Annotated in this window: 13 protein-coding genes and 1 tRNA gene; 7 read left to right on the top strand and 7 right to left on the bottom strand. The window is 69.9% G+C overall.

Annotated elements, in window-relative coordinates; translation table 11 throughout:
- The first annotated feature begins 473 nt into the window (after positions 1-473).
- Entirely contained in the window at positions 474-1,052 is a 579-nt protein-coding gene (locus tag VQ02_RS28245; protein ID WP_048447574.1) for a histidine phosphatase family protein, read from the top strand.
- Between the two features lie 339 nt (positions 1,053-1,391).
- A complete protein-coding gene (locus VQ02_RS28240) occupies positions 1,392-2,168 on the top strand; it encodes a hypothetical protein (protein ID WP_157080849.1) in 777 nt (258 codons plus the stop codon).
- Positions 2,169-2,264: 96 nt separating this feature from the next.
- Here the strand turns inward: VQ02_RS28240 and VQ02_RS28235 are convergent, their stop codons facing one another.
- The 7 genes from VQ02_RS28235 to VQ02_RS39515 form a co-directional block, all read right to left on the bottom strand.
- Entirely contained in the window at positions 2,265-3,851 is a 1,587-nt protein-coding gene (locus tag VQ02_RS28235) for a rhodanese-like domain-containing protein (RefSeq protein ID WP_048447572.1), read from the bottom strand.
- A 41-nt stretch (positions 3,852-3,892) separates the two neighbouring features.
- A complete protein-coding gene (locus VQ02_RS28230) occupies positions 3,893-5,137 on the bottom strand; it encodes an acyl-CoA dehydrogenase family protein (RefSeq protein WP_048447571.1) in 1,245 nt (414 codons plus the stop codon).
- A 9-nt stretch (positions 5,138-5,146) separates the two neighbouring features.
- On the bottom strand, positions 5,147-6,514 hold the full coding sequence (locus VQ02_RS28225) for an NtaA/DmoA family FMN-dependent monooxygenase (RefSeq protein ID WP_048447570.1): 1,368 nt from the start codon (positions 6,512-6,514) through the stop codon (positions 5,147-5,149).
- Between the two features lie 151 nt (positions 6,515-6,665).
- Entirely contained in the window at positions 6,666-7,670 is a 1,005-nt protein-coding gene (locus tag VQ02_RS28220) for an NrtA/SsuA/CpmA family ABC transporter substrate-binding protein (RefSeq protein WP_048447569.1), read from the bottom strand.
- A gap of 36 nt (positions 7,671-7,706) precedes the next feature.
- Positions 7,707-8,402 (bottom strand): ABC transporter ATP-binding protein, encoded by a 696-nt coding sequence (locus VQ02_RS28215; RefSeq protein ID WP_083469501.1) that lies wholly within the window; start codon positions 8,400-8,402, stop codon positions 7,707-7,709.
- Complete coding sequence (locus VQ02_RS28210; RefSeq protein WP_083469502.1) at positions 8,399-9,274, bottom strand: ABC transporter permease subunit; 876 nt, start codon at positions 9,272-9,274, stop codon at positions 8,399-8,401. The genes VQ02_RS28215 and VQ02_RS28210 overlap by 4 nt, the downstream gene beginning before the upstream one ends.
- A 512-nt stretch (positions 9,275-9,786) precedes the next feature.
- On the bottom strand, positions 9,787-10,077 hold the full coding sequence (locus VQ02_RS39515) for a hypothetical protein (protein WP_245239880.1): 291 nt from the start codon (positions 10,075-10,077) through the stop codon (positions 9,787-9,789).
- Between the two features lie 79 nt (positions 10,078-10,156).
- On the opposite strand from VQ02_RS39515, the gene VQ02_RS28200 reads away from it, so the two are divergent.
- From VQ02_RS28200 to VQ02_RS34965, 5 genes are all read left to right on the top strand, one after another.
- Positions 10,157-10,570, top strand: coding sequence for a YeeE/YedE family protein (locus VQ02_RS28200; protein WP_048447566.1), 414 nt, complete (start codon positions 10,157-10,159; stop codon positions 10,568-10,570).
- Positions 10,570-11,001, top strand: coding sequence for a YeeE/YedE family protein (locus VQ02_RS28195; RefSeq protein ID WP_048447575.1), 432 nt, complete (start codon positions 10,570-10,572; stop codon positions 10,999-11,001). Before VQ02_RS28200 ends, VQ02_RS28195 begins: the two co-directional genes overlap by 1 nt.
- 1,185 nt (positions 11,002-12,186) lie before the next feature.
- Complete coding sequence (locus VQ02_RS28190) at positions 12,187-12,450, top strand: YARHG domain-containing protein (protein ID WP_048447565.1); 264 nt, start codon at positions 12,187-12,189, stop codon at positions 12,448-12,450.
- Between the two features lie 118 nt (positions 12,451-12,568).
- Positions 12,569-12,645, top strand: a tRNA-Arg gene (locus VQ02_RS28185).
- A gap of 579 nt (positions 12,646-13,224) precedes the next feature.
- Positions 13,225-14,505, top strand: coding sequence for a polysaccharide deacetylase family protein (locus VQ02_RS34965; RefSeq protein ID WP_167350804.1), 1,281 nt, complete (start codon positions 13,225-13,227; stop codon positions 14,503-14,505).
- Positions 14,506-14,650 lie beyond the last annotated feature (145 nt).

Below are 14,650 nucleotides of genomic sequence, written 5' to 3'. Positions count from 1 at the left end.
TTCTCACACAGCCTGGGTGGGAAGCGGACCCCCAAGGCTCAAGCATCATAAACCTCGGTTTCATGCCGTCGCTTAGCAAGGACTGCCCCGTCGGGCACTCCCGCTTACCTGGCGGACGGCTGCCAGACGAGCTGCTCAAGCGTGTCGATCAGCGTCGAGCAGGCGATCTTGAATGGTCTGCAGACGGAGGCGATGCTGGCACCCGACCAGCACGCACGGAAAACCTCTACAGCCACGCTTCTATGCACTCCACCAATCCGACAGGGTTTGTCGCGCAAATGTCATGGCCGAGGTCTGAAGGGGAGGCACGTCAGATGACCACGCTCGTCATCCTAACGGCAAACACGTGTTTTCCGTGCAGCCGAGCCTGGTATGCGGAATGACCGCATGGGGTGGTTTCCTGCTTTTCGGCTTTCAGGCAGGGTTCGAGCATACCGGAGGTAGCTGGTCGTTCAGGAGCATAGCACCTCGGAATGAGAGTTCTTTTCGTCACCCATCCCGAGGTCACGATCGACCCGGCTGTACCGGTGCCCGACTGGGGCCTATCGGTGCGAGGCCGCGAGCGCATGGCAGCTTTCTGCGCACGACCCGAGGCGACGAGCATCGGCCATATCTTCGTCAGCGGTGAGCGCAAGGCGCGAGACGGAGCTGATATGCTGCACGAGCGACATGGGTGTCCTGTCACGACCGACTCGCGCCTGGGCGAGAACGACCGCTCAGCTACCGGCTACGTCGCACCGCCTCGCTTCTGGGAGATTGTGGACCGCTTCTTCGCCGAGCCGGAGACGAGCGTTCTAGGTTGGGAGCGAGCGGTGGACGCGCAGACGCGTATCAAGGCAGCGGTGCGGGACTGTATTGCCACCCATGGCGACAGTGCCGGCCACCTGTGCATCGTTTCGCATGGAGGGGTCGGCACGCTGCTTCTGTGTGACCTGCTGGGCGAGCCCATCTCACGGAACCATGGTCAGCCGATCGCAGGGGGAGGTTGTTTCTTCGCCTTCGATGGCGCGACATGGATGCTGGAGCATGGTTGGCGCGACATCGTACCATGATCGAGTGGCCGCTATAGGGAGCGGCGGAACTCTCGCGGCATGTCGTGAAAGGGTCGACAGCAGCCCCATGACGCACCCGTCAGAGTTCAGCCGACATGCCCGGCCAGCCACCTTGCATGTCGCAAAACACTTGTTTGCCGCACGCCTAAGCCCGACCTGCGGAACAATCGCAGGGAGTGAGAACGCGACTGCGCACTTCCAAGTGGTCGGCGCACTCAAGCGGACCTTGATGTCTTTACGCTCGCGACATTAATTGAAATCTCTCCGTGCCTTTTTATCGACCGCTGGTAATAGATGAATGGGATAGCTATTATCTCTATGAGCAGCCGAGGGGCGGACATGACCGATTGCAACCTGATCAGGATCGAGCCCGACGACCGTCTGGTCGTGCTGGCCAGGACACTACAGGTGCAGGCCCCTCACACGGAGGCGATCCTGGCCCAACGAGTTCTTGGGGACACTGGCCTCGGGCGCATGGTTCTCGGGTATGCGCTCTATCGCCATTGCTCTGTCTTTCAGGGCTCATCGGATGCGCCGGTATGGAGCCACATCGACCTCACCTATTACCGCGACATCGTTCCGGAGCGCGCCGTCCATGAGTTCGTCCTGACGCAGCAGCCGGAAGGCGTGCAGCTGCTGCGGGCCGAGGTCCTCCTGACCACGCCGTCCTCCTTCGTGATGCCGCTGGGCTGGCAAGGTTCGAGAGGCCGGTTAGACCAGCAGGCTTCGCTCGAATACATCGACGTCCGTCCGGCGGATCTGGCCGCCTACCGGGACGTCATGAGGCGCCATGTCGGCCCCACCGCCGGCAAGCTCGTCGCCTCTGGCCGGTTCGGCACGTTCAGAGCCATGGAGACGGATGCCGTGCTGTTCCAAGATCCCGCCCTCGGCACGGGGTGGAACCAGATCCACCTGTGCGAGGTCGATGCCGCCAGCTTCAGGGGGTTCGGCCAGGAGTTGGACGCCGTGCCAGACGGCGATGCGCCGGAGGGCGGCTTCGCGGGTGTCTTCGCGAACCTTGCTCCGATGCGCACAATCCCCCGGTGGACTTTCAACGACGCCGTGGTCGAGGCCGATCTTGCCCTCGCGCAGTCGCTGACCCGCGAAGCCTGCTAGCAATCTCGGGTGTCGGAAAACACCTGTTTTCCGTACATCCGAGCGCGATATCCGGAATGGCAGCCTCTCGCAGGGTCAAGCTGGCGGGTTTGGACCCTAAAACCTCTGCGCGTCGGGCGCACGGGCGACGTGGAAGCGGGCGATCCCGTCATTGGCGAGCTGGGCCACGAGCTGCAGCTCCCAGTCGATGTAGCCCTGCATGGCGGCGCGGGCGTTGTCGGTGCCCTCGTAGGGCCGCTTGTAGACGTCGACCGGCTCCGACAGGAAGCGGCCCTCGGTCTCGAGCGATCGGCCGGATCCCGCCCAGGCCCGCGTGCCGCCGGCGAGCAGCAGCACCGGGCGCGCCGTCGCTCCCCGCGCCTCGGCGAGATTTCCGGCCGCCACCCGCCCGTCCGGCGAGGTCAGCACGACCGGGCCGTCGCCCGGCAGGGCGGCGAGGTCGCGCGCCAGCGCCGGCCCGGAGGCGTGCCAGGCGCCCGGGACGTGGCCGCGGCGATAGGCCGGGCTGCGGGCGAGATCGACGACCGTCGCGTCGGTCCGTGCCGCGAGCTCGTCCGGCGTCAGCGCCGGCCCGGCCGGAAGGGTCACCCGGGCGGGCTCCGGCACCGGGAAGGTTTCGGGCAGTGCCGCACCCTCGGCGAGAACGAACGCGTCCCAGCCCATCTGGACGAGCCACGAGGCCGCCATCCGAGCCCGCACGCCGTCGTCGTCGTAGAGCACGACCCGGGCACCGCGCACGCCGAGCCACTCGTCGGTGGCCTGGACGAGCTGGCCGCCCGGCGCGGAGATAAAGCCCGCGGGGTGGCCGAGGGCATGCTCGGCGGGGTCGCGCACGTCGAGCGTGTAGAGGGTGCGCACCTCGGCTTGCGCGCGGAACCGGGCGAGCTCCTCCGCCCCGATCACCGGCACCCCGACATGCGCGGCCCAGGCGCCCGCGCGCTCGCGGGCCCAGGCGCGCGTCTCGGCGGAAGGCGGCGCCACCCGCTCGGTGCGGCGCGTCGCGAGCGGGAAACCCTCCAGAGTCCAGCCGATCGTGCCGTTGCGCAGGGCCACGACGCGGTTCGGCAGGCCGGCATTCACCAGGCTCTGGGTGCCGATGATGCTGCGGGTGCGGCCGGCGCAGTTGACGACCACGAGGGTGTCGGGGGAGGGCGCGGCCTCGCGGATGCGGTAGACGAGTTCGCCCCCCGGCAGGCTGCGACCGCCCGGGATGCTCATCGTGGAGAATTCCTCGAAGCGGCGGGCATCCACCACCACGACGTCGTCCTCGTGCTCGAGGACGCGCCGAACCTCGGCCGCCGGCAGGGACGGCGTGTGGCGGATGGCCTCGACCAGCTCGCCGAAGGCCTTCGAGGGCACGTTGACGTCGCGATAGACCTCGCCCACGCGGGCATAGGCCTCAAGCCCGCCCTCCAGGATCGCGACGTCGCGATAGCCGAGGGCGGCGATCCGCGCGGCCGCCCGCCCGGCGTAGCCCTCGCCGGAATCGTAGACGACGACCGGGGCCGACAGGCGCGGCACCAGGGCGGGCAGCGCCGCCTCGATCTCGCTCACCGGCACGCTGAGCGCGAAGAGCGGATGCGCCTCGGCGAACGGGCCCTCCTCGCGCACGTCGAGGAGGGCGATCTCCCGCCCCTCCGCCCAGTGGGCGCGCAAGTCCCGCGCGGTGATGGTCTTGGTCATCGGATTCTCATGGTGACGATGCACGTGCGGGAGATCTCAGCTCAAAAGAACGCCCCGGTCGGGGGCAGGGCGCCGTTGAGGTAGTGGTCGCCGACGACCCGCTCCTTGTAGATGCGCGGGTTGTGTGCGGCGATGACCTTCAGGTTGCGCCAGTGGCGATCGAGGGCTCTGGCCGTCGACACCGCGCTGCCGCTGCCGACATCGAGGAGCAGGCTCGCGAGCGTCGCGGCGACCTCATCGGTCACGATCTTCGCCTCCGCCGCCGCGATGCTGGCGGCGATCGACAGGGCCTCGGCGTCGGGATGGCGCGTGCGGGCCCAGGCACGGTCGAGCGCCGCCACGGCCCGGTCGGTCACCGCCAGGATCGCGGCCCGGTGGGCGGCGATGCGGCCGATCACCGCCTGGATCTCCGGCTCGCCCGAGGGGTGCTCGGCGAGCGCGTGGTAGTAGTTGCGCGACCGTCCCCGCACCAGCGCCAGGGCGTCCTGGAGGATGCGGGTGACGATGCCGGAGATCACCACCGTCAGGTAGACCTGATGGAAGGTGAAGCCGTAGAGGTGCGGCTCGCCCTCGGCCCGCTCGCGCAGCGCGAACAGGTCCTCCGGCGCGAGCGCCACGTCCTCGAACAGGGTGGTGCCGGAGCCGGTGAGCTTCTGGCCGAAGCCGGTCCAGTCGTCGTCGAGGCTCACGCCCGGGGCCCTGGTCGAGACCAGGAACTGCACGGTCCGGCCGGTCTCGTCATCGAGGGCCGAGGCGAAGAGGTAATCGGCATACATGTTGCCGGTCGAGTAGATCTTCCGGCCGGAGACCCGGTAGGCCGCGCCGTCACGCAACAGCCGCGTGCCCGGCACCTGGCCGCGGCTGCCGGCGGGCCCGGCCCCGGCCTCCGCGACGGCGTTGCCGAACATCCGGCCCGCGCCCGCCAGCGCCAGGATCCGGGCGGAGAACGGGTCCTCCAGCGTCGTCAGGTGCTGCTCGACGGCGAAGAAGTGGTTGCGGAAGACGTGGGCGATGTTCGGGTCGGCGCTCGCGAGGTCGCGGGCCAGCGCGAACAGCTCGGGCAGGCTCACGCCCGCGCCGCCCGCCGCGACCCCGAGCCGGACGGCGCCGAAGCCGCGCTCCTTCAGTGCCGCCGTCTCGGCGACGATCGGGCGGCGCGCGACGTCGCGGGCGGCCGCCCCTTCGGCGAAGCCGGCGAAGAGTGCGTCGAGACCGAGGCGGCGGGTGACGGGGCTCCAGTCGGGCCGGGTCGCGGCGGCCGGGTCGAGCGTGTGTCCCTGCAGCATGGGGAACTCCTAACCGCCGGTGCCGGTGCGCCGCACGGGCGCGGCGTCGCGCGGGTCGACGTAGGGCTCGAGGCCGAGGTGGTGGCGCAGGGTCGGGCCGGTATAGTCGTCGCGGAACCGCCCGGCCTTGCGCAGGAGCGGCAGCACCGCGTCGACGATGTCCTCGAGCCCGCTCGTCTGGACGTCGATGTTGAGGTTGAACCCGTCCGCCGCGCCGGTATCGAGCCAGTGCAGGATGTCGGCCGCGATCGTCTCCGGCGGGCCGACGATCATCCGGTGGCCGCCGACGATGTTGCTGAGCGCGGCCTGGCGCACCGTCCAGCCGTGCTCGACCGCCTCGGCGAGGATCTGCTTGCGCGGCCAGCGCGAGGCGATCGGCACGCGCGGCTCGGCCGCCGCGATCAGGTCGTAGGGCAGGGCCTCGTCGAGGGGCAGGTCGTCGGGGTCGAGGGCGAAGTGGCGGGCGAGCTCGGCCCGCAGGAACGCGATGTCGAGACCGGCATCGAGGTCCGCCTTGCGCCGCAGCGCCTCCGCCTCGGTGCTGCCGACGATCGGGAACAGGCCCGGCATGACGAGGAGCTGGTCGGGATCGCGGCCGTTGCCGCGGGCGAGCGCCTTCACGTCGGCGTAGAACGTGCGCGCCGGCCCGATCAGGCGCTGGCCGGTGAACAGCGCGTCGGCGTATCGCGCCCCAAAGGCCTTGCTGTCCTCCGACTGCCCGGCCTGGAAGATGACGGGCCGCCCCTGCGGGCCGACCGGGGCCGACAGCGCCCCCCGGGCGCTGAAGTGGCGCCCCTCGACGGCGATCGGGCGCAGCCTGGCCTCGTCGACGAAGACGTGGCGGTCGCGGTCGGCCACGACCGCCTCGCCCGGCAGCGAGTCCCAGAGGCCCGTGACGATCTCGACGAACTCGGTGGCGCGCCGGTAGCGTTCCTCCTGGTCGAAGCCCTGCTGCGCGAGCCCGTAGGCCGCGAGCGCCACCGGGGTCTGGCTGGTGATGATGTTCCAGGCTGCCCGCCCCTTGCTGATGTGGTCGAGCGAGGCGATCTGGCGGGCCACGGCGTAGGGGTGGCCGAAGATCGTCGAGGTGGTGGCGACGAGGCCGATATGGTGTGTCGCCTGCGAAAGGGCGGCGAGCAGCGTCACCGGGTCGAGGGCGCGCCAGGGCCGGTGCAGCGCCTCGTCGACGAGGCCGCCGGGCCCGTCGGCGAGGAAGAGCGCGTCGATCTTGCCCCGCTCCGCGATTCTGGCGATGCGCAGGAAGGCGTCGATGTCGGTGGGCAGCGAGGCCGGGTCGGCAAAAGTCTTCCAGGCAGCGTCGTGGCGCCCGGAGGCGAGGACGTTCACGCCGAGGCGGACGGGTCTTGGTGCGGGCATGGAGCGCTCCGGAGATGGGATAAGGTGCTCGGAGCCTGCTTGATCAGACCAACGGACTTCCCACCCTCCGTCGTCGTTTCCGGGGCGGCGGAAGCGGAGCCCGGAATGACCCGGAGGGCTTGAAGTCTACAGTAGCCGATCAAGCAGGCATTCAGACCCGGACGGAGTGGTCGGCGACCCGCACCCGCTGCGGCAGGATCGCCCGATCGGCGAGCCAGTCGGCGGCCTTCTGGAAATCGGCCAGGAAGGCGGTGTCGTCGGCCTCGTAGAAGCGGTTCCGGCGCTTGAGGCCGGCGAGGTGGTCGCGCACGGCGTCGCCGTACTTGCCCTCCTTCTGGGCGATGGTCTCGGCCGCGACCGGGTTGTCGCTGATCCACTGGCCCTCGCGGGCGTAGGCGTCGATCACGGCCCGCACGAGGGCGGAGTTCTTGGTCGCGAAGTCGCGCAAGGTGACGAGGGACGAGTAGTCGATCAGGAAGTCGAGGTCGGTGCCCTCGAAGAAGATGTCCTTGGCGCCGTAGAGGTCGCGGGCGATGTCGACGGCGGGCGTCCACATCGACCAGGCGTCGACCCGGCCCTGGCCGAAGGCCGGCGAGGCGTCCGGCGGGTTGAGGTACACGAACTCGACCGTCCTGCGGTCGACGCCGTGCTTCTCGAGCGCCGCGACCAGCAGGAACTCGCCGAGGCCCGAGCGGTTCACCGCGACCTTCTTGCCGGCGAGATCCTTGACGGAGTCGATGCCGGAATTCTTCTTGACGATGATCGCCGTCGAGCGCGGCGAGTAGACGTTGTAGTTGGTGAAGACCAGCGGCGAACCGGCGATGATGGCGGCGAGCGCCGGGGTGGTGCTGCCCCAGAAGCCGAAATCGGCGCTGCCGCCGACCACGGCCTGCAGCGAGGGCGCGTGGTTGGGGAACGGGCCGACCCACTTCACCGTGATGCCCTGGTCGGCGAGGCTCTTCTCGAGCTCGCCGCGCTCGCGGGCGATGAGCGGCAGGCCGCCCCGGCCCCAGCCGAGGCGCACGGTGTCGGTGTTGCGGGTTCCTTGCGCTCGGGCCGGGGGAACGGTGAGCCCCGTGACGGCAGCGCCGAGCGCCAGCCCGGCGCCCTGGATGAGCCTGCGCCGGTCGATGCAGGGACTGTCTGAGCGGGTCATGGGAGAAGGGTCCTGTGAAGGGATCGGTCCGGGGGGTCAGGCGGCGCGGTCGTGGAGGGTGACGCCGAGCTCGCCGAGGAGCTTGCCGCGCAAGGGGCCCGGCCCCGCCCCGGTCTCAGCGGCGACGTCGTAGGAGGCGGCGATCCGGCCGCCGCGCATCACCAGGATGCGGTCGGCGATGGCGATCGCCTCGTCGACGTCGTGGGTCACGAGGAGGACGCCGGGCCGGTGACGGGCCACCAGGTCCTTGATCAGCTCGTGCATCCTGATGCGGGTCAGCGCGTCGAGGGCGGCGAAGGGCTCGTCGAGGAGCAGGAGCCGCGGCTCCCGCACCAGGGCGCGGGCGAGCGCCACCCGCTGGGCCTGGCCGCCGGAGAGGTTGCGCGGCCAGTCGCTCTCGCGCCCGGCCAACCCCACCTCCCGCAGGGCCGCGACCGCCTGGTCCCGTGCCTCAGGGGTCTCGATCCCGAGGGCGACGTTCTGCCAGAGCGGGGCCCAGGGTAGCAGCCGGTGCTCCTGGAACACGACCGCCGGCTGGGCAGGGCCGTCGATCCGCCCGGCATCGACCGGGTCGAGGCCAGCGAGCGCCCGCAGGAGGGTGGTCTTGCCGCAGCCGCTCTCGCCCAGCATGGCGACGAACTCGCCGAGTTCGATCCGGAGATCCAGGCCCTCGATGACGACCCGCTCGCCGTAGCGACGGCGCAGGCCCCGGACGGTGACGGCGGCGCTCATCGGCGCTCTCCCAGAGAGGTCGGGTTTCTGACGTAGTTCGGGTGCCAGGCGAGCAGCCGGCGCTCCAGGGCCCGGGCGACGCTGTCGGCGATCACGCCGATCGCCGCGTAGATGACGATGGTCAGCACGATGACGTTGGTCTGCAGGAACTCGCGGGCATCCATCGCCAGGAAGCCGATACCCTTCGTGGTGGCGATGGTCTCGGCGATGACGAGCGCCAGCCAGGCGACGGCGAGCGCGTAGCGCACGCCGGTCAGGATCGACGGCATCGCGCCGGGCAGGATGATCTGCGTGATGCGCCCGCGCAGGCTGAGGCCCGTGACCTTGGCGACCTCGAGGAGCTTCGGATCGACCTGCCGGATGCCGAGCACGGTGTTGATGTAGATCGGAAAAAGCACGCCGAGCGAGACGAGGAAGATCTTGCCGGCCTCGTCGACGCCGAACCACACGATGACCAGCGGCAAGAGGGCGAGGAACGGGATCGCCCGGACCATCTGGATCGAGCGGTCGAGCAGGGCCTCGGCGAGGCGCGAGAAGCCGACGAGCAGGCCGAGCCCGAAGCCGATGCCGCCGCCGATGACGAAGCCGGCCGCCGCGCGCAGCAGGCTGTAGCCGAGATGCACGAAGAGCGAGCCGTCGGCGGCGAGCTTCCACGCCGTGGCCAGGACCGCGCTCGGAGCCGGCATGACCTGCGGGTTCACGCCGCCGAGCCGGCACAGGGCCTCCCAGGCCAGCGCGAGGGCGAGCGGCGCGAGCCAGGAGAGGACGAGGAGCTCGCGCTCGCTCCAGTGCCTGCGCACCGTCGCATGCGCTCCCGCTCGAAGCTCGCCCGGTATCGCCCGAGGCGCCTTGGTGGAGAGTTCGATCGCCATGAATGCCCGCTTCACATGCCCGCTTTCGGCGCCCGGGGTGCCACCGGCAGGCAGGCCACAGCCCCGTCGTAAGCCGGTTGGTATTTTATTCTATCGACTTTGTAAACTAAAGATGTAGGCGGAACGGCCGTGGTGGTGCGGGCGGCACGTCGTGCAGCACCACCGCGACGGCGGGGACCTTCGCGCTCTCGCCGACCCAGGTGTCGCCGAGCATTGTGGCGCCGACGCTCGGCAGCGCCCCGCGCTCGATCGTCGGGAGGCGGTCACCGTGCTCTCTGCCGTTGCCGCCCCGCCTCGGCGCACCGTTCCGCCCAGAGCCGCCGGTGCCGCGGGAGAGGCCGGAGCCACGCCGACCGAGACCGTTCCGGTGGCATCTCCGGGGATTGCTGCACGTGCCGGAACAGGTTGGGCAGGTCGCACCGCAGGGTCTCGGGGCCGTCGAAACTGACGTCGACGACCGAGCCGCTTTCGTCCTGGCCGGGAAATCCGACGATCCGCCTCTCAGCGTTGCGTCAGATGCCGGAGGCCTCCGCGAGGTCGAGCCGATCGAACACCGCCTCGTCGCCGCGCGTCATCGTCGCCGAAGCCGTGGCGTGATCCTTCGAATGGCCGTGCGAGCGACACCGCGAATGTGCCCGCCAGGCGACGCGACCCCGCGGGTAGGAAGAACCTCCCTCGATGCCGGCGAGACCGGAGAAGGGCTTGGCCGCAAACGGCACGGCCGAGAGCATCTGCTTCGCCAAGCTGTTGTAATTGCTTGATGATCGATGAAGCCGCCCTGCGCCGCGAGCCTTGTTCCGCACACTCGCCTCCGGTACGCCGGAGACCGCCATACGAGCCGCGACGCCGGAGATCCGGCGCCGCCCCAATCCGGGTCACCTGATGAGCACGTTCGCGTCCGCCTTCGCCGGCGGCCTTCTGATCGGCCTCTCGGCCGCCCTGTTCCTCCTTCTCGACGGCCGCATCGCCGGGATCAGCGGCCTCGTCGCCGGCCTGGGCCGCCCGGCGGATCGGTCGTGGCGCACCGGCCTCGCCTTCCTGGCCGGCCTCGTCCTCGGGCCGCCGGCCTTCGTGCTCCTCGCCGGCGGCTGGCCGGTGATGCGGATCGAGGCGAGCCTGCCGGTTCTGGCCCTGGCAGGGCTGCTCGTCGGATTCGGGACCCGGCTCGGCTCGGGCTGCACCTCCGGCCATGGGGTCTGCGGCCTCGCCCGCCTCTCGCCGCGCTCGGCCGTGGCGGTTCTCGCGTTCCTGGCGAGCGGGATGCTGACGGTCGCGGTCGGCCGGGTGCTGGCGTGATCCGGACCCTGCGCCTCGCCGCCGCGCTGCTGTGCGGCCTCCTCTTCGGGATCGGGCTCGCGCTCTCCGGCATGCTCGATCCCGCCCGGGTGCGCGGCTTCCTCGACGTGACCGGCGCCTGGGACCCGACCCTCGCCTTCGTCCTCGCCGGCGCCGTGACCACGTCGGGCCTCGGCACCGCCCTGGCGCGCCGCCTGCGCCGGCCAGTCCTGGCCGACGCATTCGACTGGCCGACCCGGACCCGGATCGATCCACCCCTGATTCTCGGGGCGGGCCTGTTCGGCATCGGCTGGGGCCTGTCGGGCTTCTGCCCCGGGCCGGCGGTGGCGGCGCTCTCCAGCGGAGCGCTGCCGGTCGTGGTGTTCGTCGCCGCGATGCTCGCCGGCATGGCGGCGCACGGCCTGCTGCGCCGCGTGCTCCCGGTGCGATGACTCACTCCGGCGCGAGCCAGGTCTTCGAGAAGTCCCCGGCGGCGGGGTCGATGCTGTTGAACAGGCGCCGCACCCGGGTGTTCTGGACCGTGATCGCCGGGATCGTCACGAGCGCCAGGGCCGGCAGGTCGGCGCCGACGATGCCCTGGATCGTGCGGAAGATCTCGCGCCGGCGCGCCGCCTCGACCTCCGTCGCCGCACAGCCGCCCCTGTCACAGCAACTCGGCCTTCCTGTGCGAGATGTGGATCATCGCGGGCCGGCGGGCCGTGCGCCGGGAGTTTTACCCGATCGTCGGAACCCTGCGTGGCCACTACGACGGGTCTCATATCGACCCTCGCCTCGGCGGACCCGTCACAGGGCCGCGAGGCGCGATGGAGCCGTGCGGGCGGCCGGGACTGCCGAGGGCGCGCGGTGTCGGATGCGCACGCGGCGAACGTCCACCATGGGAGGGCGAAGCGGACAGGACCCAGCCGCCCGCCCCACGACGCGCGAACGCACGGCGCCGCCGGCACGCCACCAGACCCTCACTGTGGGAGATGACCAGAATGCCCGCCGGGGCGCGGCCAGCCGCGCGGCCGAAGGCACGATGCCGAGCAGGCAGGTCCTGGTTCGGAGTCGTCCTCCAGGGCGGTGCGGGCTATTACGCTCGTCGATGCGGGCTGTTCGAACCGCTCGACGGCATCAGACCAGAACGGGACAGATCCTTGCAATTCTTCAGCCACAGCAAGGATATAGTCATCAGGACTGCACCCAGCACGGCATGAGGGTGAAGGCCCCGAGGCTTGCTCTGGCGTTTCGGCTGAAAGCGGCTATAACGACTGACATTCCACAAGGCTAGATTTTTTGCATGAATGCAGTCGGAGACGCGGTTTCCGGTCCTCGGTGCCGAGCAGTCCACGCCCTTCTGGATTGAAGCCAGGACGGTCTGGCAGAGGCCAGCAAGGGATCCCGTGCCACGATCGCTGGCTTGGAGGCGGACAAGCGAGGGAGAGACCTGTCGGCGACATCGGAGAAGCGTTAGAGCGCGCTGGGACTGGCTTCATTCCAGCAAACGGCGGCGGTGCAGGCTTCCGCTTTCGTAAACGGGTCTGCGGGATCGACGATGGGCATTGAAGGGCTCAACCCCGGATGCCGCACACTCCCACTCACGTCACCCAGGACGCTCAACCGGAGCAGGTGCAGATATGAAACGGACAGTTGTTGCAGCCCTACTGCTGGCTTCCGGCGCAGCGCCCGGCATGGCTCAATCATGCGATGAGTTCTGGTATCAGAGAAACATGATCTACAAAGAGGCGGGCTACTGCTTCAAGACCGCCGCCGCAATCAAGAATTTCGGCAACGCCGGTTGCAAGTACGACGATCAGGCCGATGTGCCTCTCTCCGCTCGGGACAGGGCAGAGATCGCCAACATCAGGGCAATGGAGCGGGCGAAGAGGTGCCCCCAGTAGAGGGCTCTGTGAACATCGCCTTTCTCTGATGGCCCTCACGTACAATCAAAAGGTGCATGACGGCGGAAACGCTTGACCGCGGCCGGAAGCCGTGGCTTCTGGGCCCGCGCGACACCCAGGCCCCGTAGCTCAGCTGGATAGAGCAGCCGCCTTCTAAGCGGCAGGTCGTAGGTTCGAGCCCTACCGGGGTCGCCAGCCTCAGGGCAGGCAGCTATCCGCAAAACACAAGAGTTTGGATCCAGCGGCAGTTTGGCTCCAGCGGCGCCTGCGCGCCGCTGCGAACCTCGGCCGGCGTGCCATGAAGCGCTGACGGTTTCGAACCGCGCGAAATCCTCGGCGAGGTTCGCCGCCGTGACGGCGGACTCCGCGAAGGTCGGCCTTGGATCGATGTCGCTGAAACACCCAGGATTGCGCCGTCCGACGGCCGGAGCGCGGGGAGACCCTGCGCGGAGTGCCGGGGCCGGACACCACACCCGGCAACGGCGGAGGCCTCCCATCCGTCCTCGATCCTGTGACGCGAATACTCGTACGATGTGACCAAGGCGATGAGTCGTCGACCCGAGCCGCCAGATCACACTCACAGATTCGAGCAGAGTATCCATATATTAACCATGCTTTTCTGTATCCAACAAAGAATATCCCGAGCACCGCGGCGCCGCAGCACCGCGCCTCGATCCCGGAAAGATTGCGGCGCAATCCTGGCGCGTTTACCCACGACTCAGCTTTAAGTGAGATGTTCTCTGTCACGGCCGGCGTTGGTGGCGGAGAGTGTTCGTGCGTTGCTTCAGGCCCCTGTTGCTGTCCGGTCTCGTCTGCCTGCCGCCGGCCCTGGCCGCGGCGGAGACCTGCCGGCCCGACGTCCTCGGCACCGCACGGGTCCTCGAAGTGCCGTTCTCCCAGGGGCCGGTCGGGAAGGCGAGCTACGGGCGCACCCTGCCGCTCGAGCGTGGCGAGGTGGTGCTGACCTTCGATGACGGGCCGCTTCCCCGGCGCACGACCGCGGTGCTCGACGCCCTCAAGGCGGAATGCGTGAAGGCCACGTTCTTCGTCGTCGGCAGCATGGTGGCGCAGTTCCCCGAGATCCTGCGCCGGACCGCCGCCGAGGGTCACACCATCGCGAGCCATACCTGGTCGCACCGCTACCTCGATCGCGTCCGCAGCCACGACGTGCAGCGCGACCAGATCAGCGGCGGCCTCCAGGCCGTGCGCACCGTCCTCACCGACGGCGAGCCGGCCCTGTCCCCATTTTTCCGCTTTCCCGGCCTCGGGCACACCGCCACCCTCGACCGCTACGCCGCCGCGCAGCGGCTGGTGCCGTTCAGCGTCGACGTCGACGGCGACGACTGGAGGAAGATCACGCCAGCGGAGGTGCTCGGGCGGGTGCTCAGGCGCCTCGACGCGGCGGGGCGGGGCATCATCCTGCTCCACGACATCCAGCCCCGGACCGTCGCGATCCTGCCGGAGCTGCTGCGCCAGCTGAAGGCGCGCAACTACCGCGTCGTCCACGTGGTGCCGGCGCAAGCCGACACCCAGGCCGCCCTCGCGGCCATGGCGAGCCCCCAGGCCAAGCCGATCCGGCTCGCCCTGGACCGGCTCGGCGCCCGCATGGAGACGATCAGGCTGGCCGCCCGCACGCCCGACGGAACCCCCGATCCGGTCGCCTCGGCCGGCGCGGCCGCGCGCGTGGTCGCCTTCGAGGATGGCCCGCTCCTTCTGAGGGCGAGCCTGTTCGAGGAGGCCGCGCCGGACGAGCCCGGCGGCGCCAGACCCGCGGCAACGTCCGAGGCGCCGATCCACCCCGGGCCCGAGCCGCGCCGGGACCAGACCGGGTTCGGCCAGGAGATCCGCGTTGCGCTGGTCGAGGATGCCGCCCTGGCGCGGGGCGAGGCCGGCCGCGGGCTGGGCAAGGAGCCGGGCAAGCAAGCCGGCAAGGACGCCGGCATGGGCGGTCCTGCTCCCAAGGGCGGCTGGAGCGGCTTCGTGGTGATCGGTGCGGCGCCCGCCACCGGCGGCTTCCGTCCGGTCGCGGAGGCGGGCGCTCCGCGCGCGCGATGATCCCCGCTCCGCCGAACCCGCTCCGTCCGCCATTCCCCGTCCGGAAAGTCCCCACGATGCGACGCCTCGGCAGGCTGGTGCCCTGTCTCTTATACACCACTCCGAGCCCCAGAGACAAGGCGAAAACTCGTATGCCGGCTTCTGC

This window comes from Methylobacterium variabile (assembly GCF_001043975.1).
GTDB classification, from domain to species: domain Bacteria; phylum Pseudomonadota; class Alphaproteobacteria; order Rhizobiales; family Beijerinckiaceae; genus Methylobacterium; species Methylobacterium variabile.
The sequence above is the reverse complement of the archived record's forward strand: the minus strand, read 5'-3'. Positions and strand labels throughout refer to the sequence as shown.